Source organism: Martinezella lusitana, from assembly GCF_900094565.1.
GTDB lineage: Bacteria > Pseudomonadota > Alphaproteobacteria > Rhizobiales > Rhizobiaceae > Rhizobium > Rhizobium lusitanum.
Map to the genome: position 1 here is coordinate 54,547 of NZ_FMAF01000010.1, position 23,883 is coordinate 78,429.

Consider the following 23,883-nt stretch of genomic DNA (forward strand, 5'->3'; position numbering starts at 1 on the left):
GCCTGTCAGCCTCGCGATATATCTGCGTTCAGCCCAGGCGATGACTGACGCATGTCGCGTCGCATGAAAGCCCAGTCGATGAGTTCCGCCATCGATGGGCCTAGGGCAATCCCCATCTCACTGAGTGCATATTCGACCCTTGGCGGAACCTGGGCATAGACGGTTCGAGTGACGATACCGTCCTTCTCCAACTCCTTGAGCTGCTGAATGAGCATCTTCTGGTTCACGCCCTCGACGCGCTTCTCGAGTTCCGAAAACCGAAGCGGGCCCTTTGCGGCGAAAAGCTGGCAGATGATGACGATCTTCCACTTCCCTTCAAGGACCTGCAGAGCATCCCGGGTTGCCGTCGCCCATATCATTTGCTGCTTGGGGTCGTCACAGCGCCAGTCTCGTTCGATTGCCATACTTACCTCAAGGTGAGTTACCCACTTATTAGTCGGTTCTTGCCGTATCAGATAGCTATACCTATTCTTCGGAGCACCACAAGTCACGTCTCCGTCGGAGTGCGTGTGAATTCCATACTCACCGCAAGGAAATGATATGAAGATCGGAATTATCGGCGCGGGGAACATCGGCGCGATACTCGCACGCAAGCTCGGAGCCGCAGGTCACGAGATCAAGCTCGCCAATTCCAAGGGCCCGGAATCGATCCGCGAGCTCGCCGCTGACGTTGGTGCGACGGCCACGACCAAGGAAGATGCCGTGACAGGGGTGGATACTGTGATCCTCTCCATCCCGTTTTCAGCCCATCGCGACCTTGCCGGGTTGTTTGAAGATGTTCCCGACAACGTCGTCGTCGTAGACACTTCCAACTACTACCCGTTTCGTGACGGAGCGATCTGCGACGTCGATGACGGCAAGCCGGAAGCGGTCTGGGTCACCGAGCAGATCAATCGACCCATCATTAAAGCCTGGAACGCGGTGCTTGCCGCGACCCTTGCGGAAAAGAGCGTAGAGAAGTTGCAACCAGGCCGCATCGCCCTTCCGGTAGCGGGTGATGATCCCGAAAAGAAGTCGCGCGTCATGGAACTGGTAGAGGCAACGGGCTTCGACGCCTTCGATGCCGGGGTGCTTGCAACCTCATGGCGACAGCAGCCCGGTACCCCTGCCTATTGTACGGAACTGACGATTGATGAGCTGAGGGGGGCGCTCGAAAAAGCAGACCAGACCCGCTCGGCCGACAACCGCGAAACCTTGATCAAGGGATTCATGGAGAGAGGCGATAGCCTGATCCACGACGAAATTGTCGCCCGCAACCGCGCCGTAACCGCGTGAGAGATACAAGAGACATCATGCAAGTTGGTATAATCGGCGTCGGCCATATCGGAAAAACGCTGGTCCGGGAACTGAGCAAGGCCGGGTATGATGTGAAGGCGGCAAATTCTCGCGGTCCCGACACAATCGATCCAGAGGTGTTTGCGTCAGGCGGGCAAGCTGTCACTGTCGAGCAGGCAGTCGAGGACGCATATATCCTGATCCTGTCGATTCCTTTTAATCAGCTGATCAAAATTGCACCTCGACTAGCTGGACTTCCGAAAGACGCGGTAGTGATCGATACGTCCAACTACTACCCAATGCGCGACACCGAGATCGCCGATATCGAAGGCGGCGAGGTCGAGAGTGTCTGGGTATCCAGACAACTCGGCCGACCGATTGCAAAGGCTTGGAATGCTATCGGTTCGGACTCTTTCGCCCGACTGGGAAAACCTGCCGACCACCCGGATCGGATCGCCATTCCGGTTGCAGCGGATAATGAACGTGATCGATATGTCGCCATGGCGCTTGTTGGCGATACGGGATTCGACGCGGTCGATGCTGGATCGCTATCTGAATCATGGCGTCAGCAGCCGGGCTCCCCTGTCTACTGCACCGATCTAAAGGCCATCGAGATGCCCGATGCACTTGCCGTCGCGGAAAGATCAAGATTGCCAAAGCGACGAGACCTGTCCGTAGCTGCGGTTCAGGAGAGGCTTGGCGATACGAGGATCAATCCCACTGCCGACTATCTCGTGCGGTTGAACAGGGCCTTGTTCATGTAGATCTCAACCTCCTGTATCCGTCACTCTGGCCCCTAGCGCTGATGTGCGGAAATCTTGCGAAGATGGTCTCTTATCATCGCGCGCAACTCCCCAAATGTTCGAAACCCGATGTGCTGTGCAAGTCGGTGAACGGTCGTTTGGGAAACCCTGCAATTGCGCGCAACCGCAGCGGCACTTTCGAAAGCAATCATGTCCGGCCGTTCTATAATCTGCCTCGCGACCTGCTCGAGACTGTTTGGAAAGACGATCTGCCGTTTGGCGATCCGGTACTTCAGTTCCTGCAGCGTCGCGGGAGGACGGTGGTCTCTATCCTGTAGCATTGCGCTTTACCTTCCAAAGAATTGCCTTCCGGCAAACTCAATGCGACCCGGCGCATATCACGAGGCGGAACGTCACCCCCGGCAGCGATGCGGCAGTGTCAGGACATCACCGCATCGCGTCGAAACGTGCTAAGCGACCTGCACCGGCCTCCCCGTCTGCCAGCTCACGGTCGCCGCCTCCGCCAGTTTCTGAGCCTGGAGGCCATCAAGTCCGCCGGGCTTCGGCGAACGGTTGCCGCTGTCGATCGCATCAATGAAGGCATTGATCTCGTTGGCGTAGGCCTGGGCATAGCGTTCCAGGAAGAAATATTGAACGGGATCGCCGCTGACGCCGTTCGCATTGGAAAGCTCGACGCTGGTTGCGTGGATATTCCTCGCCGCAAGCATGCCGGCAGCTCCATGGACCTCGATGCGCTGGTCGTAGCCGTAAGTCGCTCGGCGTGAATTGGTGATGACGGCAATGCGCCCGGACGCCGTCTGCATCTGGACCGCGGCGGTATCCACATCGCCCTCGGCTCCGATCGCCTTGTCGACGAGCGAAGATCCAAGTGCGTTCACGACGACGAATTCTTCTCCCATGAGGAAGCGGGCCATGTCGAAGTCATGGATCATCATATCGCGGAACAGACCACCGGAGGATTTGACGTAATCGGCCGGCGGCGGCGTGGGGTCGCGGCTGGTGATCGTCACGATCTCGATGTCGCCGACATCGCCGCGGCGCAGGCGCGCTTCCACACTGGCGAAGTTCGGGTCAAACCGGCGATTGAAGCCGATCATCAGGGTCGACTTATTCTTCTCGACGACGTCGAGGCAGGCATTGATGCGCTCGACCGACAGGGACACCGGCTTTTCGCAGAGGATGGCCTTGCCGGCCCTCGCCGCCGCCTCGATGAGATCGGCATGGCTGGGTGTCGGCGTCGCAATCAGGATCGCATCGACATTTGAGGACTTGATGACATCCTCGGCGTCGGCAACCTCAGCACCCGTCTGCGCGGCAAGCGCCTCTGCCGATGCCTTGAAGGCATCCGCCACATAGACGAGCTTCGCCTTTGGGTTCGCCGCGATGGTTGCGGCATGCACCTTGCCTATCCGGCCGGCGCCGATCACTCCAAACCTGATCATTGATATCTCTCCATGATATGTAAGTGTTGACTATCGAAATGTTCAAACCGTGAAGGCTTCGCGGAAACGGGCAAGCGCCGTCTCGTCATCGGCGGAGGCCCAGGCCTCCATGCCGATCGTGCCGCGATAGCCCATATCCTTGAGCGCACGGGCGATTGCCTTGTAGTTGATCTCTCCGGTGCCCGGTTCCATGCGACCGGGAACATCCGCCACCTGGATTTCGCCGATATAGGGCAGAGCGCGACGGCACAGCGCGATCAGGTTTCCCTCGCCGATCTGGGCGTGATAGAGGTCGAGATTGAGCTTCAGAGATGGTCGATTTACCGATGAGACGAGAGCAAGTGTGTCTTCCGCCTTGGCAAACGGCGTCTTCGGATGATCGACGGCTTCATTGAGGTTTTCGAGTACGAAGGTGACGCCTTCTTGTTCGCCGAGGTCGGCGATCCGATTAAGGGTATCGCGCGCCTTGAGCCACATGGCGCCCGTCACCTTGTCCGCCTTGACCGCCGGCAAACCCTGGCCATCGAGACCGGTCCCATGCAGGTTGAGGCGCGGGCAGTTGAGCTCCCTGGCGATCGAGATCGATTGCTTCGCAGTTCGCAGTAGTTCGTCGGCGCCCTCGTCATCGGCGAGTGTGCCGGTCACATAGCCCGTCATCGACGAGAAGACCGCTCCGGATTTTGCAAGGGCGGCGATGTCATGTTTCGTCCAGTCCCAGATCTCGGCGTGAAAGCCGAGTTCGGTGATGCGCTTGAGCCTGTCGATGACAGGAAGCGACGTGAAAATCATCTCGGCGCAAACTGCGAGGGTGAAGGGAGATGAGGCATTCGACGAACCGTCGTTCATGACCGTGTTCCATGGTTGATGATTGAGTGAAAGGCGGCGGCCGCCGAGTGCCGATCGATCACCGCCTTGGAAGCGAGCAGGCTAGATCGTGCCGCCGAGCTCTTCCGACAGTTGCTGCAGCTCCTTGCCGCCGGCCATGAGGTTCTGAAGCGCATCCATCTCAATATCAGCCTTGGCAAAGGTGCCGAGCGTCTGGCCGCGATTGAGGATGGTGAAGCGGTCTGCCACCGCATAGGCGTGGCGGACATTGTGGGTGATGAAAATGACGCCCAAACCATTCTGTCGAACCTGGTGGATGTATTTCAGCACCATCGAGGTTTGCGCCACGCCGAGCGCCGAAGTCGGCTCATCGAGAATGAGGATCTTGGCACCGAAATAGACGGCGCGCGCAATGGCAACACATTGGCGTTCGCCCCCTGACAGAGTGCCCACCGCCTGATTGGGATCGCGGATATCGATGCCGATCTTGTGCATCTCTTCACGCGTGACGTCGTTGCAATGCGTAAGGTCGAGGTGACGGAACGGGAATAAACCCTTGCGAGGCTCCCGCCCCATGAAGAAATTGCGAGTGATCGACATCAGCGGGATCATGGCAAGGTCCTGATAAACGGTCGCGATCCCGGCATCGAGCGCGTCGCGCGGACTGCGGAAATTGACCGGCTTGCCTTCGACGAGGAACTCGCCTCCGCTTGGGCGGACAACGCCGGAGAGCGTCTTGATCAAAGTGGATTTGCCCGCGCCATTGTCTCCGAGGAGACAAAGCACCTCTCCGGCCGACACTTGCATCGATACGCCGTTAAGCGCAATCACGGAGCCGTAGTGCTTGATGATATCGGTCACTTCGATGATCGGTATTCGATTATTGACGTCAGACATGATCAGCGCTCCCCGGTAACCTTGCGACGGATGAAATTGTTGAAGAGCACTGCCAGCAGCAGCATTGAGCCCAGGAAGACCTGAAACCAGTCGGAATCGAACTTGGTGTAGGTCAGGCCAATCGAGACGGAACCAAAGATGATCGCGCCAAAGAAGGCGCCGATCGCCGAACCATAGCCGCCTGTCAGCAAGCACCCGCCAATGACGGCTGCGATGATCGCCTCGAACTCTTTCTGAAAGCCGCGTCTGGCGTCAGTCGAGCCGGCATCGAGCACCGTGATGATGGCGACCAGAGCTGCCGCACATGCCGTCAGCGCGAAGAGGCCGGTCTTTACCCTGTGAACCGGGACACCGGAATTTCTCGCCGCATTGGGGTCACCACCCGCGGCAAAGATCCAGTTACCTGTGCGGGTGCGCAGAAGGACCCAGGTCGCAGCCAGGGCGAGCGCAACGAACCACAATACCGACACCGGGATACCCGTGACTTTCGGCATGCCATTGGGAAACTTGTCGATCAGATCGTGATCAGCGAGCCAGACAAAGGCGCCCTTCAGCGCATCGCCGGAAAAGAAGCCAAGCAGCGGACTGTCGCTGACCCGCACGCCGATACCGCGAAGCTGTGTCGAGCCGCCTGTCGCCCATTTCAAGCCGACAAGCGTCAAGCCACGGAGAATGAAGAGGAATGCCAGCGTCACGATGAAGGATGGAAGGCGCGTATGAATGACGATCTGTCCATTGATCGCCCCCATGAACGCCGCAAAGAGCATCGTCATGACGATGGCAACCGAAAGCGGTTGTCCGAAATTCGTGAGAATGACGCCGAAGATCAGTCCCGCAAAGGCGACCATCGAGCCGATCGAGAGATCGAACTCCCCTCCGATCATCAGAAGTGCTGCGGCAATGGCCAGAATTCCCAATTGCGATGCCGGTGCCATGATGGTCATCAGGCCGGAAAGCGAGAACATGGTGCGATCGGCGGTGAGAAAGAAAAACACGATGACGAGAACAAGGCCCGCCACGGCACCAAGCTCGGGCCGCCGCATCATATGCGTCAGAAAACTCACTTGTTTGACGCGCTCATCGGCCTCCGGCGCGATGGCCGTTTTCTGCTCAAGTGAAGCCATAACTCCTCCCAGGGGAACATAATGTAGGGTAGCGTTGGCGCTGCTCGGCAGCGCGCTCAGTCAGCCAAACCTCCTCCCCCATCTAGGGGAGGAGATTCTGGGAGAATGCCTTTCGGCAATTCCGGTTAGCGAATGCCCTTTGCGGAGAGATCCACCACCTGAGCAGCCTTCTCCTTGGTGATAAGGTTCGGGCCGGATGGAACGTTACCCCCCGGGATAAGCCCGTATTTGGCATAGTTGGCCAGGAATACGACCGGCAGATAGCCCTGCAGGAACTGCTGCTGATCGATCGCAAAGGCTGCCTTGCCGTCCGCCACGGCCTTCAGGAAATCGGCCGAAAGATCGAATGTCGCCACCTTGATCTTGCCGGTCATTCCGACATCCTCGACGGCCGCCAGAGACGGCTCGCCGGCCGTACCGGCACCGAGCGCCATGACAGTATCAACAGCCGTATTGGAACTCAGCGCCGCCTTGACCTTCGCGCGGACATCAGCCGGATCGTTGCTGACCGGAAGAACCGTGACCTTGCCGCCGAAACCATCGGCAAAGCCCTTGCAGCGTAGGTCGAGCGAAACGTTGCCGACCTCCTGGTTCACGCATAGGCCTTCCTTGCCGCCCATCTCACGCAGCTTCGCGCCGGCGGCCTTGCCGGCGGTATATTCGTCCTGGCCGACATGCAGAAGCGCTCCCAGTTCCTTGGAAACGTCGGAACCGGAATTAATGGAAATAACCGGAATACCGGCGGCGACAGCCTTCTTGATGGACGGACCGAGCGCCGAGGCATCCGGAATGGAGACGATAAGCCCGTCGGGCTTCTGGTTGACGGCAGCGTCGATGAGCTGTCCCATTGACACCATGTCAAAGGTCTCCGGAGCGCGATAGTCGACGCTGACGCCCATGTCCTTCGCCGCAGCATTGACGCCATTCTTGACGACGGACCAGAAGGGATCGTTCGCCTGTCCGTGAGTGACGGCAACGATGTGAACGTCTGCGGCATTGGCGATTGCCGAAGAGCACATGAGCGCGGCAGCGATGGCTGCGCTCGTGAGAAGCGATTTCAAACCGAATTTCATTTTACCCTCCCAAAACAGTCCGCTCCATCGCGAACCTCCTCTTGCTACCGGTAGCAATCTCCCTTGCACCCGGTAGCAAGCTCGATAAAACTACTTTATTGTCGACAGAAATCAAGCATCCATTCCATTTTTATTTTTTTGTGGAATATTCATTCCAATTGAGGAGGCAACCATGCGCAAACGAGCGACGGCGAAAGAGGTGGCGGAAGCCGCCGGCGTGTCAAAATGGACAGTTATCCGTGCATTCACGCCCGGTGCGTCCATTACGGATGTCAGCCGGCAAAAGGTGCTTCAGGCGGCCGAGGCCTTGAACTATTCGCCCAACCTGCTCGCCCGCAGTCTTGCCACGAACACCACGCATCAGGTCGCCGTCTTTGTCGACGACTTCGCCAATCCGCACAAGCTTCCGGTTCTGGAACTATTGACCGCGCGCCTACAGGCGGAGGGTCTGCTGACCGTCTTGATCAACATCAACCGCCATTTCGATCACGTTCACGCGTTGATCAATGCCGGCCAGCGGCAATTTGACGCCGTAATCCTGTTCGGCACGGCCTTTCGCGAGGAGACGTTGGGAGATCGGAGGCTTGGCCCAGGTTTCCCGCCGATGTTCGTTCTCGCGAGAGACAGCCAAATCCTCGGCGTCCCCGCCATCGCCTGCAATGCTGAGCTCGCTCTTGGCGAAATCGTCGATTACCTGTTCGACAAGGGATATCGCCGCCCCGGCTTTATGACGGGAGCGAGAACCCTGTCGACGGCGCTTGGCAGGCGCCATCACTATATAAATTTCTGGCGGCGGAAAGGTATCGAAGGCGTCGCGGAGCTGGCCGCCGGGAAATACAGCGCGGAGGCCGGCGCGGAGGCGGCCCGCACTTATTTGAGCGCGACTTCGCCCGCATCGCGCATCGACGTATTGATGTGTGAAAATGACATTCTGGCACTCGGAGCGATGGATGTCGCCCGGAGCGAATTCGGTCTTCGAATTCCACAAGACCTGGCGGTCGTTGGCTTCGATAATATCGAGCTCGGCTGGGCTCCCGCCTACGAATTGACCAGCTACGAGCAGCCCACCGACGCAATGATCAACGCGCTGGTAGCGATGATAACCAGCAAGCGCGATGCTGATACGGTTGTCATACCGGGACGCCTTGTGCCAAGATCATCGGCGTAAAATACTTCGAAGAATCGGCCACGAAATACCAGCGGTCGCATTTCTCCTTGAGCCTACCGGATACTCTTGCAATTGAACGTAAGAGGTCCAGTGAGCGAAATTGTCAAGCGGATGAGGCCACGATCGGGCAGGGTGTAACGACTAAGGGTCGCGGAGAGGCTATCTGTACCTTCACCGGCCTGCTCGCTGTGTCAGACGTACGTGATGCCATTGGTCTGGCGAGCGGATGTCTGATGCATTGATATGCTTGAGTTTTCGAATACCACAATCATGACCACAGGATTTTTTGCGCGCGTGATGTCAGCAATCTATCGAGCAGCAACTGTCAGCGATCTCTCTGGCTGTCTGTTACGCGTTGTCGAAGGCGGTCCAGATGATACCGCATCGCAAGTTCGGCACCTTGCATATCTCTTTGCTCGATCGCCCGATAAACAGCTTGGTGCTCGTCGAATACCCTTTTGGCACGTTCTGGCGTCCCTTCGCGCGTAATGCTGAGCGCGACTTTCATGCCGCGCTCGATCAGATCATGAAGCGATTGCAGCACCTGCAAGAACAGCTCATTTCCGCTCGCGGTGGCGACGGCGCGATGAAAGGCAAAGTCTGCGGAGACCGCTAGATTGCCGGTCTCCATTTCTACCCGAATTGCTGTCAATGCGCTCTGAATATCCGCGAGTTGAGAAGCGGTATGTCGGAGAGCCGCCAGCGCGGCAGCCTGGCTTTCGACAGCCATCCGCAACTCGAGGCAACGCAGCATCTCGGAGACGTCGGAAGGTTCGGCAAAGCGCGTCAAGCTTTGCGGCGGTTGTTTTTGAATAAAGGTTCCCGCTCCCTGGCGTGACGCGACAAGACCGTCAGCTTGTAAACGCAACAGCGCCTGACGAACGATCGGCCTTGATACGTTAAATGACTGGCATAACTGATTTTCAGACGGCAGCCGATCGCCTTCGCTCAAGGCTCCCGAGATAATCTGCTCGAGTATTTGGCCATAGAGCCTGTCGCCCAAGCGCTCTCTTTTCTGCGGGGTGAAAATCAGACCTGTCACCTTAGTGCAATCCCTCGCTCATCTCTCCGGTTGCCATCGACGCAATCAAGTCTCCATCGCGCCTTGACTTGTAATCTAACTTGTAAATATAAATTACATGTTAGCAGTCGCCATACACCTTTAGATGGAAGAACTTCACAAACCAAGTCAACACGTCATTGAGAAAAGCGCTGCGCGAGGTGTCCGGCATTCTCGTCACTCCGTTCGACCACGACGATCACATTGCGCCCGAGCGTCATACACCCACGCCTCTAAACCGAATTTCCGGACCCTGGAATGTCGCCTACCGAATGAAACCGCCGGATCCAACGGTACATGGCTACTCGGCGGCCAAACCATGGCGATGCCCATTGCGTGCTCGACCCCTATCTGCCGAAGGACTGCTATTTCTAGTTAAGGCCCGATCGACCGGGCTGGGGCGCCGAGATCAACGAAGAATATCTGGAAACCGACCGGTATGCGCATTGGGAGCGGAAAGTCCCAACAAGGCCGGATGGATCGACAGCCTAAATGTGACGGCAGCGTTCGACACGGATCTTCTGGGAGAGAAGATCATAAATGCCCTGAATGAGGGCTGTATTGGGAGGGAAACACTATGACACCGAGCGAGCCTGTCCGTTCCGGCTACCAACGATTTATCGTCCTTGCGCTGATCACAATCGTCCTGGCATTGAGTACTGGAGACCGGGCGACACTGTCCGTGGCGGGGCCCGGAATTGCGCGAGACCTGGGCATCACCCCGGTCAACATGGGCTGGCTTTTTTCGGCTTTCTCCTGGAGTTATTTTCTTTCACAGGTGCCGTCCGGCTGGCTCGTCGACCGAACGGGAGCGAAGGCTGCCATTCTGGTATCGCTTGCCGGATGGTCGGCGACGGTATTCCTGGTCAGCGGCGTTGGTTGGATTGCCTTTCCCGTCGTCGCCCTTTTCATCCTGCGCCTCATACTCGGAATTCTCGAAGGCCCGGTCGCACCCGCCTCGGCGCGCATCATAGCTGCGTGGTTTCCTTCCGACGAACGAGGGATTGCTGGCGCGATCTTCAACTCGGCGCAGTATCTCGCTTTGGCGGTGTTCACGCCCTTGATGGGCGCTCTCTACCACTATTTCGGCTGGGAATCGATTTTCTCGGTGATGGGCGGTCTGGGCCTCGTCCTTGCCGTTGTCTGGAGCCTGACATATTTCGCACCCAGCCAACATCCGCGTGTTTCTCGGTCCGAGCTCGACTATATCAAGTCGCGAGGCGCCTTGACGGATGTCGGCGCGAAACCGGCAGCCGATGCGCCGCCGCCACTCGCAACCCGTCAGGCCATCAAGCAGATTCTGACAAACCGGATGCTCGTCGGGATCTTCCTGGCGCAATATTGCATCGCTTCACTTTCGACCTTCTTTATCTCATGGTTTCCAAGCTACCTCGTTGAAGCCCGTCATTTTTCGATGCTTCAAGCTGGGTTCGTCGCGTCCTTGCCGGCGATCTTCGGATGCATCGGTGGGGTGACGACAGGCTTCTTTTCCGATTGGCTGCTTCGCCGGACCGACTCATTGAGCCTCGCCCGCAAGATCCCAATCACTCTTGGGCTGGGTCTGAGTGCGAGCATCATTCTCTGCAATTACACCGAGGTCAATTTTATCGTGGTGGCGATCATGTGCGCAGCCTTCTTCGGGAAAGGGTTTGGGGCGCTCGGCTGGACAGTCGTGGCAGACACGGCGCCGAAGGAAGCCATCGGACTGACCGGGGGGCTATTCAATGCTGCGGGCAGCGTCGGCGGCATCATTACTCCCGTCGCTATCGGCTATATCATTCAAGGCACCGGCTCGTTTCACGGCGCGCTGCTGTATGTCGGCCTCCATGTGATTTGTGCCGTGGTCAGCTACTGGCTACTGGTCGGACCTATCGAACGTTTCACGCTTTTGCCATCCGAGGCGGTATCGATGGGCGCGGGCGAAATAACGACGTTGGTCGAAGCCCGAACTGAGTGAAAGACTTAGCACTGTTTCGAGGTCGTTATCTGTTCTGCTGTTGATCGCAGTCAAGGTTTGCTGCGTCAAGTGCTTGAGGTACGTACATCATATTCGCTGTCGCCGATGTCCTGCCGTGAGCGTAACTCCTTGCCAGCAGGGCAGGTATAGAGATCGCGCCTATCGTCGTAGGCAAAGTCGGCTCGCTCGAAGGCACAGTGGCGCTGCTCGGACTTGTTGAAGACCAGGATGTGTATGGTCAACCTGTCGCCAACGCTTCGCAAGATCCCACTCGCTCATCGGCCAGATAGTATGATGTTCTTGTTCGGTCCCCCTTGCTTCATTGTCATGGTCATCCTCAGCGATAAGATCTTTTAGCGGTTCGGGCTCGTCCTCTCCGGCCAGTTCATCCGTCCCCTACAACCAATGCCGGGACGCCGCGCCGTCGGGGCGGCCTTCATTCTCCCATATTTCATAAGCTCGTCGCCGAATCTGCTCGTGCTTATCCGTTCCCAATGGCTCCTCCTCTAACAAGGGCTGCCGGCGTGCTTAAGCAATCGCTTCCTTCGCGACGCCCTGCACCCTAGTAACGGCGTATGGCTGCTATTGTTCCGCTTGGAATGCCGGCTGGCCCAACGTTTGCCATTGCGGTAACGGATACCAGCACGGTCATATCGACTTGGATGCAGCTACCACTGGCTCGGCATGTTGAGGTGTCAGAGACCACTCAATCCCATGAGGGAACCATCGGCTTCATATCCTCGTTTACGGGCTTACAGACGCATGAATGCGCGCCTTTCCTTTGTTGGTGCGCCGCAACCAAATGTAAACCGATGAGTGGCAAGGACCGGACTTCTTTTTTGCATTACCGGCGCGACCTTAAGATGGCGCGATCCCCGGAAGCGTATATACGGGGAACAACCAAGCTATTCTATGAGTGGCTGGACCAACGCGCTGATACCGGCCCCTGCGGGCCTCACATCTGGATCTGCGGAGATTGCCACTTGGGCAACCTTGGGGCGTTGGCCGACCGCGACGGTGACGTTGCGGTTCAGATCCGGGACTTTGACCAGACGGTCATCGGCAATCCGGTCGATGATCTCATTCGCTTGGGCCTTTCGCTCGCGTCGGCTGCGCGCGGCTCGGACTTGCCTGGGGTTACGACTGCGAAAATGTTGGAGGCGCTCATTGCCGGATATGAGACCGCCTCCGTCGAGGCAGACGGAAGCACTCCGCATCTGCATCAACCAAGGGACATTAGAAAACTTCTGCGGCGTTCCACACGGCGGCGCTGGCGAAACCTTGCAATGGAGAATTTCCAGACTAAGCACCCTTTGCTTCCCCGCGGCAAGCGCTTATGGCCGTTACACAGAACCGAGCGCACCGCGGTTCTTGCGCTTTGCAAGCAGACGGAATTGGCAAGGAGTGTCCTTGGACCGGAACGGTTGAGAGGCGGCAAGGAGCGTGTGCTTGATGCCGCCTATTGGATCAAAGGTTGCAGCTCGCTCGGTCAACTGCGATGTGCGGTTCTCGTTCGAGACGGCAAACATGGACCGGTTTCGTTGCTAGACATCAAGCAAGCCGTTCGGACGTGCGCCCCTTCGGCTGCCGGGGCTGTGATGCCGTCCGATCCCGCCGAAAGAGTCGTGACAGGAGCAAAGGCACTTTCGCCCAATCTCGGCGATCGGATGATCGCGTCGCATGTGATGAACAATGCTGTCATTGTTCGAGAGATCGCGCCTCAAGATAAAAAGTTCGAAGTAGGCCGCCTTGCAGACGACGAAATCTGCGCAATTGCCCGCTACCTCGGAGGAGTTGTGGGTCACGCTCACGGTCGACAGATGGATCATCAGACATGGCGATCATGGACTGTCGAACTGAGGAATGCACGCCGAAAAAAGCCAGATGCTCCATCATGGCTTTGGTCGAGCGTAATCGAACTCCTGTCCATTCACGACAAAGCCTATCTCGAGCATTGCAGGCGATTTGCGCTCACGCACCGTTAATGGTCGCTGCCATCCGACTGAAATATTGAGACGGTGGCCTAGCATAAAACAGGTTGCCGGGCTTGGCAGACGGCGACATGAGAACGGGTCTCGATAGCCTTCCACGTGCTCACCGGATTGCGGCTTTACCCGCGCGGTTCGCGATAAAGTGGCTGCGGTAGAGCGCTTGCAGCGCGACATTCGCAATCCTGATGAGCACGCCCTCTAAGGTGCGCCGCGGTGCCGGACGAGGAGCCGGCATAGGGGTACCGCGACGCACCCCGGAGAGGAGGAAGACGGCACGCTCTCCTCCGCTTTCGGAACTCATGGCGACTGCCGGTGTTCCATCCGTCGAGGGCTTTTTCTTCCACTTTTTCGAGGAGACGCCTCGTGAAGCACTCAATGCGCGTCACTTTTCGCGCGCCATGCCGCAACTGAAATGCAATGCCGAGCGTAGAATACGCCAGCCGTTCTAATCCACCGAAGTCGAGTAAACCTTTCCAATAGCTAACAATAACACGCGGCGAAGGCTTACCGCGAACGAAGCGGATCGGGTCCAGAGCTGTTATCAAAGCCGCATACCAAGGTTGTCATTATACGGGAAAGCAACCAGTGCCTTCCGATCAGAGCTCTTCCCAACCGGTGGCCGCCACTACCGCGCTGCCCGTCCCCCCGAAGGCGCCGGCAAGCTTTGCACGGAGCGATCTGGCGGGCGACACTGCGGGAGCCGACTTTTGGGTGGTGGCGACCGGCCGGTGATGGCTTCGAACGTCTTGGAGGGTGAATTGCCCGAGCAGATCGTTCAAGGCCGATACTTCCTTGGCCAGGCTGTAGCTCGCGGCGGTGGATTCCTCGACCATCGCGGCATTCTGTTGCGTTCCCTGGTCGATGCTGTTGACGGCCGTGTTGATCTCTTGCAATCCGGTCGCCTGTTCGCGGGCGGCTTCGACGATCGCGCGGACGTTGCCATCGATTTCCTCAACCTCGTTGACGATCTGCTGGAGCGACTGCCCGGTTCTCGTAACGAGATCGACGCCGCTGTTGACCTGTTGGCCTGATGTCGAAATGAGCGCCTTGATCTCCTTGGCCGCCTTGGCCGAGCGCTGCGCCAGTTCCCGCACTTCCTGGGCGACAACCGCAAAACCCTTGCCGGCATCGCCAGCCCGAGCCGCCTCGACGCCTGCATTGAGGGCAAGCAGGTTTGTCTGGAAAGCAATATCGTCGATAACGCCGATGATGTTGCTGATCTCGCTCGATGACTTCGAGATTGCTTCCATGGCCGCGACCGCCTCGCGCATTACGTCGCCTGACTTCTGCGCTCCGACACGAGCGCGGCCAACGAGTGCACCTGCCTCCTCCGCCCGGCGGGTAGAATCCTTGACGGTGGTGGTGATCTCTTCCAGAGCTGCGGCAGTTTCCTCGACCGAAGCGGCCTGCTGTTCCGTGCGCTTGGAGAGGTCGTCGGAGGCTGATCGGATCTGGTTCGCGCCGGCGGCGATCGCCTGGCCGCCCTGGCCAACCGCACGCAGTGTTTCCTCGAGCTTTGCCATGGATGCGTTGAAATCCGCCCTCAGCTGGTCAAGGTGAGCAACGAAGGGCTTTTCAATGCGATAGACCACGTTGCCATTCGAAAGCTCTGCCAGGCCGCTCGCCAAACCATCGACGGCAAATTGAGTATCAGCCGCATCCTTGGCTTTCTGCGCTTCGCGTTCGAGCCTGTCCTTCTCCGAGAGACTACGGTCGGCATCGGCCTCCTTCTCCAGGCGGATACGCTCGACAGCGTTGTCCCGGAAGATCGCGACAGCGGCGGCCATTTGACCGACCTCGTCCCTGCGCTCGATACCCGAAATGGCTTCATCGGTCTCACCCTTTGCCAGCGAGACCATACGGGCACGCAGCCGCTCGACGGGGGCAGTGATGCCACGGGCAGAAATCAGCACGGCAATCAAGATTGCTGCTGCAAAGATGATACCGAGCGTCATTAAGGTATAGATGATGGTCTCGGCTGTCTGGGCGCCAAGCGTAGTGCTTTTGGCAGCAATGTTCTTGTTGAAGGTATCGAGCCAGTTGCGAACCGCAAGCACTTCTGCTCCGGTCAGAGGATCTGCTTGTTTCAGTAGGCGCGTGGCTGTTTCGTTGTCATCCGCAATTCCGGCCTTTACAGCCTGATCGGTCAAGGCAATGATATTGTTGGCCCGGACAATGAGCGCGTCAATCGCTGTCGCTTCGGCGGGAACAAGTCGCCCGGCTGTCGCCAGACGGTCGAGGAGGACCCTCTTGTTCTCGTCGTAATCCTTGGTAAACTTCGCCATTTCCTGATCTTTCGAGCTGTAGACCAGGATTTGATAGGCGTTGTAGCTGAGTGCAACTACTCGCTGGCTGGCTCGCGCCATCTCCACAGCCGCCGCCTCATCGTTCGAGATGAAACTCGAATAAGTATCAACAGTGCTCTTGTACTGGCTGGATAGGACGAGCAGTCCTCCAATGCCGATCAGACAGATCGGAATAATGATGGACAGGATTTTTGTTCTGATCTTGGCATTCTGTAGAAGTGACATGGCATAGCTCGCGCAACATGATGAGCCGGGAAATACGCGCGATGAAAGACTCGCGTGTGGCGACAATTGTCTGTTTTCCGATTGGAACATCACAGAGAAAGAGCATCCTGCTCATCGCCGACGGCGCTGTACACGAACATAACCACGCCAACCTGACAAAAGATTTAATAGTTTGCATTGGCCATAAGTATTAGCCTTCTCAAAGGCGTATCGGAGCATGTCAAACATCGTTCATCGATGTTGCTCGAAACTCCCATGATTGAGCTTAAGAAAAACAAGATCCAAGCAATGAAGAGAGCAAAGTCGAGGAACAACGCGAGTTCGGCAATCGAGGACGGAGCAAGCATATCCAAAGAAGTAACACGTTATCGTTTAACGGTGGCATTGAAGGACGCTGCGTTATGGCTGCACCTTCGATCCTTCGCGAATGCAGCCCGAAATCATTCAACCGTTCGGTGTCGATTTGTCCGTTACATTGCCAAGAAGCCCGGTCACCGTACATCCGAGATCGGCAAGTAGCCCGTCCTTCAAACCATAGACCCAGCCGTGGATCGCAACATTTTTACCGGCCTGCCAGGCCGCCTGGAGCGTCGGGGTACGGGCAAGTCGTTTTACCTGTGCGGCGACGGAGGCCTCGCAAAGTCGGTCGAGGTCCGCGTCCGTCCAGGCGTTGCATTCCCTGCACTCGAACGCCTGTTCCGCCATCTCGCGCACGGGCTGCAGCCAATGGTCGATAAGGCCGTAGCGCTCTTCGTTGACGGCGGCGCGTATTCCGCCGCAACCATAATGCCCGCAGACGATGACATGCCTTACGCCAAGCTGGTGCACGGCATATTCCACCACGGACAGCATATTCAGGTCGGCGGGGTGGATGAGGTTGGCGACGTTACGGTGCACGAAGACCTCACCCGGCTCCAGGCCGGTGATGACGTTGGCGGGCACACGGCTGTCGGAGCAGCCTATCCATAGATAGTCCGGCTGCTGCAACGTCGACAGCTTCTCGAAGTAGTTGGGCTTCTCAGCCTTGCGCTCAGTAGCCCACACCCTGTTCCTGGCAAAGAGGTCTTCAATCATGACAAAACTCGCCGTTCAGAAACCGAGGCTCCGTGCGCCATCGATCACATGCCTAAACATTGCGGCTCCCCGTGCATTGAGGCAACCCAAGGATTATTGATCCGTAACCGCCTCCGATCGGGCACCAAAATATGGGCGTCGCTCGAGTTCGGCGGTTTTCAGAGAGCTTCTCAAGCGCAACAAGTCCTTGCGGGCTATCAGGCCAACGAGCTTGCCTGTCTGGCGATCCACGATCGGGATACGACCTGTATCGGCGGCAAGCATAAGGTCAGCAATGAACCCCACCGTGTCATCGGGATGACCGACGGGGAGTGAGCTGTCGGAAATACTCTCTCTGAGACTTTGGCCTGCCAGACCTTCGTCCCCCTGCCAGCGCAACACATCGGCGCGAGAGACCACGCCTGCAAGCAGGCCACTCTCTTCCACGACCGGATAGACGCGATGGTTTTTTTCTGGAGACGCAAAGAAGCTGCAAGCTTCACCGACGCTCATATTCGCCGCTAGGGTATCGACTTGCTGGATCATAATTTCGGATGCCCGTGTCAGTTCGAAGGGATCGATACCGTATTCGCGGGTGATGTGCTGGCCGCGGCGCGCAATCTTTTCGGTAAGGATAGAACGGCGGAGCAGCAGAACGGTGACGGCGTAGGCTGTGACCGTCGCTACAAGCAGCGGCACCAGCGTGCTGATGTCGCCAGTAATCTCTATCGCGAAGAAAGTCCCTGTCAACGGAGCGCGCATCGTGCCCCCCATCATGGCCGCCATGCCAAGAAGGGCCCAGAAGCCGGGATCTCCGGGAAAAATCAGTCCAACGAGCCAACCGAGAGCGCCGCCAAGAATGAGGAGTGGCGCAAGCACGCCACCTGACGTTCCCGAGGATAGCGCGACTAGCCAGATCCCTGCTTTAACGAGCAGGATCGCAAGGACTGCTTTGGCAACGATGTGGCTGCCCAACAGATCCGAGATGATGTCGTAGCCGACGCCGAGAGCGCGCGGTTCGATTAACCCACCGAGACCGACGACCAAACCACCGACGGCAGGCCACCACATCCAATGGATCGGCAGCCGCTCGAAGGCATCCTCTATTTTGTAAAGCAACGTCGTAAGCAGCCCGGACTGCAGGCCGGAGACGATGCCCATAGCAACGCAAAGAAACACACTCCACCACGGAAGATGGCTTTGGAAATTGGTCGGGAAGAGCGGGCCTTGTCCGAACAGGAGCGGTCGCCAGTAGATCGAGACGCAAGCTGCCACGGCGACTGGAATGAAGCTGCGCGGCTTCCATTCGAACAACAGCAATTCGACGGCCAGCATGACAGCCGCAATCGGTGATCCGAAAATCGCCGTCATGCCGGCCGCTGCACCTGCCACCAACAGCGTTTTGCGTTCCGCAGCACTCATATGGAAACATTGCGCAAACAGCGAGCCGATCGCACCGCCGGTCATGATGATCGGCCCTTCGGCACCGAAGGGGCCACCCGTTCCAATGGATATTGCCGATGAAAGCGGCTTCAGGAGGGCGACCTTTGGCGACATTCGACTGCCGCCAATCAAGATGGCTTCTATGGCTTCGGGAATACCGTGCCCCCGGATCTTTTCAGAGCCGAAGCGAGCCATCAGGCCGATGACCAGACCACCGATCACAGGAGCCGCCACCATCCAGGCCGATCGTGGCGCATTGGCAAGTGAAGCTGCCTGAGTGCTGAAGTGCCCAAACCACACGACGTTCGTCACGAGTGAGATCAGATTGACCAATACCCAGGCCGCCAATGCGCCGCCAGTGCCGACAATGATCGCCATGCCGATCAGGAGCAGGACGCGTTTGTCCGTGGTGAAGTCGCCAGCCTCTCGTCGAGCAAGCCCGCCAGTGAAGTCATGTTGACGATAGTGTGGTCTGCTTTCCGGGTTTTTCAATGCGTTGTCTCCAGATCACGCTGCTGTCAGCGGAGGAATATTTCTCATCGGCGCTTCGCATATATCGTGATACGATATAAATCAATATGTTTGTGACCGATGGAGTTGGAACATGACCACAAAAACACATGAGGATGCCCTTTCGCCGGGGGATTATGAGGCCCTTGCCGATCTGCGGTACGCGCTGCGAAGATTTACCGAGTTCAGCAATGCGGAAGTTTCGAACCTCGGCATGACGCCACAGCAACATCAAGCACTGCTTGCAATTAAAGGGTTGCCACCCGAAAAGGAGATGACCATCGGCATGCTCGCCGAACGATTGCTAATTGCGCCGCATTCGGCAACGGAGCTCGTGAACAGGCTCTCCGATGCGGGCTACATTGAGCGTCTGTCAAGCAAGGATGATGGCCGGCGTCAGATCGTGAGACTGATGGACAAGGCCGACGGCATTCTGGCAAAGCTCAGTGGTGCGCATCTTCATGAGATCAGGGAGATGGCTCCGGAGCTGATGCAGGCACTTCGCATCCTCCAGGATCGGCGCAAACTGGAGAAAATCGCCTGGATGGCATAGATCTGGGTGGCTAGGGTCGACGCAAATACTGAGATCGTGACGATGACGAAAGAAACTTTGAGTGGTAGCGATTATGAAGCGCTTGCCAATCTGCGCTACACGCTACGGAGATTTATGGATTTCAGCACATCGGCCGCCCAGGAAGAAGGGCTTCCGAGTCAGCAGCATCAGGCTCTGCTCGCGATCAAGGGGCATCCCGTCGATGCCGCCATGACCATCGGATTGCTGGCGAACCGTCTGCTGATCGCGCCACACACGGCAACAGAGCTCGTTGGGCGACTGAGTGCTGCCGATTTGGTGACCCGGCACTTAGATCCGCAGGACAAGCGCCGGCAGACATTGACGTTGACCGCGAAGGCCGACGCGGCCCTACTGCGGCTCAGCGCTGTCCACCTGAAGGAAATCCGGGAAATGGCACCTGAACTGATCGGGATCCTTCAGCGCCTGCAGGCGAAAATCTCTTAGAGACGGCGGCGATTCCATCTGGATATTGAAATATATCGTAATGCGATATATTGTCGAATCAGGAGGATGGTTTAATGGCAGAGACGATCGTCGAAACGAAGACCGATTTAGAACTGTTCGCCGAGCGTCTATCGCGGAGTGGCAAACGGAAGCACCCGCCGCAGCATTCGCCAACCGCCGACGAACTCGCCGAACTCAAAAGAACACTCAATAGGAGGCTGCAATCCGGTCCCATGGACCTCACGCTTCTCGCTTTGGAATGGCGATACGACGTTGCGCTTCTGCTCGATCACATGCGCCATTGGATGCATACGGTTGACCGCGATTTCAACCGGGATCCATAGCCGCATGGACAGGCGGCGCGCTCGGTCGCGACTAACGGATCGATCCAGTCGTTTGAGTGAAGCAAGAACCGAGAACGTTGATGGAAATTCGGGAGACGCTAGATTGAAACATGACTGTGCACATCAAACGAATCTATGAGCCTGCAGTCGAAGGTGACGGTATCCGGATCCTTGTTGACCGGTTATGGCCCCGCGGCGTCAGCAAAAACGACGCTCATATCGACTTCTGGCTAAAGGACATCGCCCCCAGCGCTGAGCTGCGGCGCTGGTTTGAGCACGATCCGAACAAATGGAACGAATTCCGTCGTCGCTACCTGGAGGAGCTCGAGAGGAACTCCAAGACGGTGGACGAACTCAGGGAGAAGATCGGCCAATCGACGGCGACGCTTCTTTACGGAGCGAAAGATGTTGAGCACAACCACGCCATCGTGCTGATGGATTTCATCACCAGGCAGTGAGTCGAGATGGTGTTCGTCCGCGACGACGTGCTTGAACAGAATGTCTGGACGGTGACGACCAAAGCCGCGCCCGCATCAAGATGAGGACGGTCGCGCACTGCTGCGAAGGAAAGTCATCTCCTCGTGGCGGATCTGATTCTCATCGTCTAGAACGACGCGCCATAGTCTATTGCCAAATCGCAGGGACAGGCGCCTCGTGCCTTCATTGTCCGCTGTGCCCACCTCTACTGAGGACGTAATCGAGCCTCGCTGCATATGGCCGCGAAAGTCGCTCAGTGATAGACCGAACCGATCGGCAATCTCCGAGGAGTCTACGATAAAGTCTCCATTTTGCGCACGCTCGACAAACATCGTTGACCCTCTTTTCCCTCGGACGTGAAAACGTTATTCAGCGATATTAGAGAATGATCAATCATTGTCATTCTTAAAATAGAAATTATAGTTGCGACAAGGGAGCAATGTTCGACGGCGTCTGACGGCCAGCAATACCTCCTGCGCTTGCTTGCGACCCATCAATCTACCGGTGACGCGCAACGCCGCAAGCACCAGCTCCAATTCGTGAAAGGCAATTCATTGGTGTCGATCAACAAGGACTTCAGAACGATTGCGGCCGCAAACGGGATCGCCGACGACATCGCCTATGGTGCCGTCACCCCGCCCCTTTACCTCTCAAGCAACTTCGCCTTCCGGCAGTTCGAGCAAGCGCAGGCCTATGAATATTCCAGAACGTCCAATCCGACCCGCGATCTGCTGGCCGATACACTGGCAAAGCTCGAAGGTGGCGCCGGAACCGTGGTGACCTCATCCGGGATGGCCGCCGTCAATCTTGTCCTCGGGCTCCTGAAGCCTGGTGATCGAGTGATTGCGCCGCATGACTGTTACGGTGGGACCTATCGACTATTGGCCGCCTTGCAAGACAAGGGGCATTTTGACGTCGAGTTCGTCGATCAAGGCAACCAGGAAGCCCTGGTCTCAGCCTTGAGCCGCGGCGCGACGCTCGTCTTTGTTGAAACGCCGAGCAACCCGCTTATGCGCATCGTCGACATCAATGTCATTGCCCAGCGGACAAAAGCCGTGCAGGCACGCCTTGTGGTCGACAATACCTTCTTATCGCCTGCACTGCAGCGCCCGATCACCCTTGGCGCCGACTTCGTCATCCATTCGACGACGAAGTATCTGAACGGCCATTCCGATGTCGTTGGTGGCGCCGTCGTCGCGGCAAACTCGAATGACGTGGAAGAATTGAAGGCCTGGGCAAATATGATCGGTGTCACGGGATCGCCATTCGATGCCTATCTCACTCTGCGCGGCATTCGGAGCCTTTTTGCCCGGATCGAACGACAGCAGACGACAGCCATGGTCGCCGCTCGCTTTCTCTCGCAGCACCCGCGGGTCGGTGTGGTCCATTATCCTGGTCTGATATCCGATCCCGGCCACGAACTTGCGGCACGACAGCAATCCGGTTTCGGAGCCATGTTGAGTTTCGAACTGAAAGGGGGGCTTGAGGCGGTCCGCAGTTTCGTGGCGGGGCTGAGGATCTTCACCCTTGCCGAATCCCTGGGTGGCGTTGAAAGTCTCGTTGCGCATCCAGCAAGCATGACCCATGCCGGCATGGGTGCCGAGGCTCGCCACGCCGCCGGCATAAAGGAAGGCTTGCTAAGAGTATCAGTGGGTCTGGAGGCAGAAGAGGACCTGTTGTCGGATCTCGCCTTCAGCCTGGCGAACATCGAGTAGTCGGCCAGTCACATGCGCTCGGGGAAGCCGCCTCGAACGCTTCACGCCTATTTCAAGCAACACTGACGGACGCGGCGTTCTTGTTTGGCAGAAGCCGCGCCATGGCACTCAACAGGTCCGTTTGTGATATCAGACCGAGGATTTGCCGGTCGGCATCCACGACGATCACGGCGTGCGTGCGCCCATCCGTCAGAACAGGCAACAGCGACAAAGCTGGATCCCCGGCATCGGCGATGGCGGGCCGCGAGAGCGCCTGCGCGATGGTGCCATTGCTTTCCGACAGCTCGCGCAAACCGACCGTTCCAAGCAACCGGCCCTCTCGGTCCTTCACCGGCAGCGTGCGGACATTATGCTTCAGCAGAAGTCGCCGTGCATGATCCGGCTCGGCATCCCAGTCGATGCCGATGACATCGCGCGACATGACGTCGGCGCAGCGAATGTCTCCATGCGATCGCACCGCCGCCTGCTGTTCGACCTGCCGCAACAACCGGCTGAGATCTGCCCGGTCGATATCGAAGGTCTCGTCAAGCACTTCCAACGCCGAGTCGAGGTCTTCCTCCTGAAAACCTACGCGCAAAGGCGGCGGCACATCGCGCGTCTGATGGGTATTCTTCGCGGGCTTTGCGACGACATGGGGATAATTGCGTCTGGAGAGCTTGTGGAACAGCAGCCCGAGGCCAACGAGTATGCAAGAGTTCAAGGCAACCGGCACAAATGGAAACAGGAACCCCCAGCCTGCAACGACCGGGCCACCGAGGACGGCTGTCAAGGCGGCGGCACCGCCTGGCGGATGCAGGCACCGGGTGAACGACATCGCACCGATCGCAAGCGAGACGCCGACGCCGATCGCGATGATCGGATCATGAATGAGGTAGGCTGCGATAATACCCATCATGGCGGAAATGGTATTGCCGCCAATGATCGACCACGGTTGAGCAAGCGGACTTGCAGGCACCGCAAAAAGCAGCACCGCGGACGCACCCATTGGCGCAACGATGAGCGGAAGTTGTGGCCCCTGCCCGAAAAGATAGCCGCTGATGACGCCGGTAAGGCCGATGCCGATCAGGGCGCCAAGACAAGCGATCAATCGCTCGCGTAAGGTTGCGCCGGCAAGGATCGGGGCAAACAAGCGGAACCGGCTGGATCCCGCCTTCTGGGAATCTGAATGCTGCATGGTGAAACCAGTTTTGGGAAGGGCAATTCGTCAATGATGGGT

24 protein-coding genes and 1 pseudogene are annotated in these 23,883 nt (G+C 57.7%); 10 read left to right on the forward strand and 15 right to left on the reverse strand.

All coding sequences use genetic code 11. The annotated features are described in order from the left end of the window. Positions 1-5: 5 nt before the first annotated feature. Positions 6-404, reverse strand: a complete 399-nt coding sequence (locus GA0061101_RS20455) for a winged helix-turn-helix transcriptional regulator (protein ID WP_092574669.1) — start codon at positions 402-404, stop codon at positions 6-8. A 136-nt stretch (positions 405-540) separates the two neighbouring features. Between GA0061101_RS20455 and GA0061101_RS20460 the strand changes: the two genes are divergently transcribed. Together GA0061101_RS20460 and GA0061101_RS20465 are read left to right on the forward strand one after the other, a co-directional pair. Further along, entirely contained in the window at positions 541-1,275 is a 735-nt protein-coding gene (locus GA0061101_RS20460; RefSeq protein ID WP_037201443.1) for an NADPH-dependent F420 reductase, read from the forward strand. Further along, positions 1,272-2,039: an NADPH-dependent F420 reductase gene (locus GA0061101_RS20465; RefSeq protein ID WP_342587923.1), complete on the forward strand. Its 768-nt coding sequence runs from the start codon at positions 1,272-1,274 to the stop codon at positions 2,037-2,039. Before GA0061101_RS20460 ends, GA0061101_RS20465 begins: the two co-directional genes overlap by 4 nt. Positions 2,040-2,071: 32 nt before the next feature. Here GA0061101_RS20465 and GA0061101_RS20470 read toward each other — a convergent pair whose 3' ends face one another. The 6 genes from GA0061101_RS20470 to GA0061101_RS20495 all read right to left on the reverse strand — a co-directional run bounded on the left by GA0061101_RS20470 (position 2,072) and on the right by GA0061101_RS20495 (position 7,400). Next, on the reverse strand, positions 2,072-2,359 hold the full coding sequence (locus GA0061101_RS20470; protein ID WP_037201447.1) for a MurR/RpiR family transcriptional regulator: 288 nt from the start codon (positions 2,357-2,359) through the stop codon (positions 2,072-2,074). 129 nt (positions 2,360-2,488) lie between these two features. Beyond that, the gene (gene iolG, locus GA0061101_RS20475; protein WP_092574673.1) at positions 2,489-3,481 is read right to left on the reverse strand and encodes an inositol 2-dehydrogenase; all 993 of its coding nucleotides are present in this window, start codon (positions 3,479-3,481) and stop codon (positions 2,489-2,491) included. Between the two features lie 42 nt (positions 3,482-3,523). Next, entirely contained in the window at positions 3,524-4,327 is an 804-nt protein-coding gene (locus tag GA0061101_RS20480; protein ID WP_092574676.1) for a TIM barrel protein, read from the reverse strand. Positions 4,328-4,408: 81 nt separating this feature from the next. Next, positions 4,409-5,203 carry an ATP-binding cassette domain-containing protein gene (locus GA0061101_RS20485; RefSeq protein ID WP_037199829.1) on the reverse strand — a complete coding sequence of 265 codons (795 nt, stop codon included), beginning with the start codon at positions 5,201-5,203 and terminating at the stop codon, positions 4,409-4,411. Positions 5,204-5,205: 2 nt separating this feature from the next. Continuing rightward, positions 5,206-6,327, reverse strand: coding sequence for an ABC transporter permease (locus tag GA0061101_RS20490; RefSeq protein ID WP_037199827.1), 1,122 nt, complete (start codon positions 6,325-6,327; stop codon positions 5,206-5,208). Positions 6,328-6,452: 125 nt separating this feature from the next. Next, on the reverse strand, positions 6,453-7,400 hold the full coding sequence (locus GA0061101_RS20495) for a sugar ABC transporter substrate-binding protein (RefSeq protein WP_037196945.1): 948 nt from the start codon (positions 7,398-7,400) through the stop codon (positions 6,453-6,455). Positions 7,401-7,572: 172 nt separating this feature from the next. On the opposite strand from GA0061101_RS20495, the gene GA0061101_RS20500 reads away from it, so the two are divergent. After that, positions 7,573-8,568: a LacI family DNA-binding transcriptional regulator gene (locus tag GA0061101_RS20500; protein WP_037199824.1), complete on the forward strand. Its 996-nt coding sequence runs from the start codon at positions 7,573-7,575 to the stop codon at positions 8,566-8,568. A gap of 325 nt (positions 8,569-8,893) precedes the next feature. Here GA0061101_RS20500 and GA0061101_RS20505 read toward each other — a convergent pair whose 3' ends face one another. Next, positions 8,894-9,610, reverse strand: coding sequence for a FadR/GntR family transcriptional regulator (locus GA0061101_RS20505; protein ID WP_037199823.1), 717 nt, complete (start codon positions 9,608-9,610; stop codon positions 8,894-8,896). Between the two features lie 595 nt (positions 9,611-10,205). Between GA0061101_RS20505 and GA0061101_RS20510 the strand changes: the two genes are divergently transcribed. Continuing rightward, a complete protein-coding gene (locus tag GA0061101_RS20510) occupies positions 10,206-11,585 on the forward strand; it encodes an MFS transporter (RefSeq protein ID WP_092574677.1) in 1,380 nt (459 codons plus the stop codon). Between the two features lie 65 nt (positions 11,586-11,650). Here the strand turns inward: GA0061101_RS20510 and GA0061101_RS39480 are convergent, their stop codons facing one another. Together GA0061101_RS39480 and GA0061101_RS40185 are read right to left on the reverse strand one after the other, a co-directional pair. Then, the gene (locus tag GA0061101_RS39480) at positions 11,651-11,827 is read right to left on the reverse strand and encodes a hypothetical protein (RefSeq protein WP_167669577.1); all 177 of its coding nucleotides are present in this window, start codon (positions 11,825-11,827) and stop codon (positions 11,651-11,653) included. A gap of 73 nt (positions 11,828-11,900) precedes the next feature. After that, a pseudogene (locus tag GA0061101_RS40185) lies at positions 11,901-12,080 on the reverse strand (DUF2934 domain-containing protein); the annotation flags it as partial. 317 nt (positions 12,081-12,397) lie between these two features. Between GA0061101_RS40185 and GA0061101_RS20520 the strand changes: the two are divergent. Continuing rightward, positions 12,398-13,570, forward strand: coding sequence for a DUF2252 family protein (locus tag GA0061101_RS20520; RefSeq protein WP_051964122.1), 1,173 nt, complete (start codon positions 12,398-12,400; stop codon positions 13,568-13,570). Positions 13,571-14,172: 602 nt separating this feature from the next. On the opposite strand, the gene GA0061101_RS20525 is transcribed toward GA0061101_RS20520, so the two are convergent. From GA0061101_RS20525 to GA0061101_RS20535, 3 genes are all read right to left on the reverse strand, one after another. Next, a complete protein-coding gene (locus tag GA0061101_RS20525; RefSeq protein ID WP_092574679.1) occupies positions 14,173-16,107 on the reverse strand; it encodes a methyl-accepting chemotaxis protein in 1,935 nt (644 codons plus the stop codon). 444 nt (positions 16,108-16,551) lie between these two features. Continuing rightward, positions 16,552-17,181 carry a carbonic anhydrase gene (locus tag GA0061101_RS20530; protein WP_092574681.1) on the reverse strand — a complete coding sequence of 210 codons (630 nt, stop codon included), beginning with the start codon at positions 17,179-17,181 and terminating at the stop codon, positions 16,552-16,554. A gap of 93 nt (positions 17,182-17,274) precedes the next feature. Continuing rightward, complete coding sequence (locus GA0061101_RS20535; RefSeq protein WP_092574682.1) at positions 17,275-19,095, reverse strand: chloride channel protein; 1,821 nt, start codon at positions 19,093-19,095, stop codon at positions 17,275-17,277. A 112-nt stretch (positions 19,096-19,207) separates the two neighbouring features. Here GA0061101_RS20535 and GA0061101_RS20540 point away from each other — a divergent pair, with 112 nt between their 5' ends. From GA0061101_RS20540 to GA0061101_RS20555, 4 genes are all read left to right on the forward strand, one after another. Beyond that, positions 19,208-19,666, forward strand: coding sequence for a MarR family winged helix-turn-helix transcriptional regulator (locus GA0061101_RS20540; RefSeq protein ID WP_037199818.1), 459 nt, complete (start codon positions 19,208-19,210; stop codon positions 19,664-19,666). A gap of 42 nt (positions 19,667-19,708) precedes the next feature. Further along, positions 19,709-20,131: a MarR family winged helix-turn-helix transcriptional regulator gene (locus tag GA0061101_RS20545; protein WP_092574832.1), complete on the forward strand. Its 423-nt coding sequence runs from the start codon at positions 19,709-19,711 to the stop codon at positions 20,129-20,131. A gap of 74 nt (positions 20,132-20,205) precedes the next feature. Beyond that, positions 20,206-20,475 (forward strand): hypothetical protein, encoded by a 270-nt coding sequence (locus GA0061101_RS20550; RefSeq protein ID WP_037199817.1) that lies wholly within the window; start codon positions 20,206-20,208, stop codon positions 20,473-20,475. A 110-nt stretch (positions 20,476-20,585) separates the two neighbouring features. Continuing rightward, positions 20,586-20,933 (forward strand): DUF488 domain-containing protein, encoded by a 348-nt coding sequence (locus tag GA0061101_RS20555; RefSeq protein ID WP_037199816.1) that lies wholly within the window; start codon positions 20,586-20,588, stop codon positions 20,931-20,933. Positions 20,934-21,008: 75 nt separating this feature from the next. On the opposite strand, the gene GA0061101_RS40190 is transcribed toward GA0061101_RS20555, so the two are convergent. Beyond that, positions 21,009-21,284, reverse strand: a complete 276-nt coding sequence (locus tag GA0061101_RS40190; protein ID WP_037199815.1) for a DUF6522 family protein — start codon at positions 21,282-21,284, stop codon at positions 21,009-21,011. Positions 21,285-21,509: 225 nt separating this feature from the next. On the opposite strand from GA0061101_RS40190, the gene metB reads away from it, so the two are divergent. Then, positions 21,510-22,667: a cystathionine gamma-synthase gene (metB, locus tag GA0061101_RS20565; protein ID WP_245297518.1), complete on the forward strand. Its 1,158-nt coding sequence runs from the start codon at positions 21,510-21,512 to the stop codon at positions 22,665-22,667. A gap of 52 nt (positions 22,668-22,719) precedes the next feature. On the opposite strand, the gene GA0061101_RS20570 is transcribed toward metB, so the two are convergent. After that, entirely contained in the window at positions 22,720-23,841 is a 1,122-nt protein-coding gene (locus GA0061101_RS20570; protein ID WP_092574684.1) for an HPP family protein, read from the reverse strand. Positions 23,842-23,883: the final 42 nt, after the last annotated feature.

Excerpts from the sequence above, each read along its gene's own strand:
- GA0061101_RS20555 (WP_037199816.1), top strand. The coding sequence starts at position 20,586 with ATGACTGTGCACATCAAACGAATCTATGAGCCTGCAGTCGAAGGTGAC.
- GA0061101_RS20480 (WP_092574676.1), bottom strand. The coding sequence starts at position 4,327 with ATGAACGACGGTTCGTCGAATGCCTCATCTCCCTTCACCCTCGCAGTT.
- GA0061101_RS20460 (WP_037201443.1), top strand. The coding sequence starts at position 541 with ATGAAGATCGGAATTATCGGCGCGGGGAACATCGGCGCGATACTCGCA.
- GA0061101_RS20510 (WP_092574677.1), top strand. The coding sequence starts at position 10,206 with ATGACACCGAGCGAGCCTGTCCGTTCCGGCTACCAACGATTTATCGTC.
- GA0061101_RS20490 (WP_037199827.1), bottom strand. The coding sequence starts at position 6,327 with ATGGCTTCACTTGAGCAGAAAACGGCCATCGCGCCGGAGGCCGATGAG.
- GA0061101_RS20520 (WP_051964122.1), top strand. The coding sequence starts at position 12,398 with ATGAGTGGCAAGGACCGGACTTCTTTTTTGCATTACCGGCGCGACCTT.
- GA0061101_RS20525 (WP_092574679.1), bottom strand. The coding sequence starts at position 16,107 with ATGTCACTTCTACAGAATGCCAAGATCAGAACAAAAATCCTGTCCATC.
- GA0061101_RS20500 (WP_037199824.1), top strand. The coding sequence starts at position 7,573 with ATGCGCAAACGAGCGACGGCGAAAGAGGTGGCGGAAGCCGCCGGCGTG.
- GA0061101_RS20485 (WP_037199829.1), bottom strand. The coding sequence starts at position 5,203 with ATGTCTGACGTCAATAATCGAATACCGATCATCGAAGTGACCGATATC.
- GA0061101_RS40190 (WP_037199815.1), bottom strand. The coding sequence starts at position 21,284 with ATGTTTGTCGAGCGTGCGCAAAATGGAGACTTTATCGTAGACTCCTCG.
- GA0061101_RS20530 (WP_092574681.1), bottom strand. The coding sequence starts at position 17,181 with ATGATTGAAGACCTCTTTGCCAGGAACAGGGTGTGGGCTACTGAGCGC.
- GA0061101_RS20495 (WP_037196945.1), bottom strand. The coding sequence starts at position 7,400 with ATGAAATTCGGTTTGAAATCGCTTCTCACGAGCGCAGCCATCGCTGCC.
- GA0061101_RS20545 (WP_092574832.1), top strand. The coding sequence starts at position 19,709 with ATGACGAAAGAAACTTTGAGTGGTAGCGATTATGAAGCGCTTGCCAAT.
- iolG (WP_092574673.1), bottom strand. The coding sequence starts at position 3,481 with ATGATCAGGTTTGGAGTGATCGGCGCCGGCCGGATAGGCAAGGTGCAT.
- GA0061101_RS20455 (WP_092574669.1), bottom strand. The coding sequence starts at position 404 with ATGGCAATCGAACGAGACTGGCGCTGTGACGACCCCAAGCAGCAAATG.
- GA0061101_RS20550 (WP_037199817.1), top strand. The coding sequence starts at position 20,206 with ATGGCAGAGACGATCGTCGAAACGAAGACCGATTTAGAACTGTTCGCC.
- GA0061101_RS20470 (WP_037201447.1), bottom strand. The coding sequence starts at position 2,359 with ATGCTACAGGATAGAGACCACCGTCCTCCCGCGACGCTGCAGGAACTG.
- GA0061101_RS20540 (WP_037199818.1), top strand. The coding sequence starts at position 19,208 with ATGACCACAAAAACACATGAGGATGCCCTTTCGCCGGGGGATTATGAG.
- GA0061101_RS20570 (WP_092574684.1), bottom strand. The coding sequence starts at position 23,841 with ATGCAGCATTCAGATTCCCAGAAGGCGGGATCCAGCCGGTTCCGCTTG.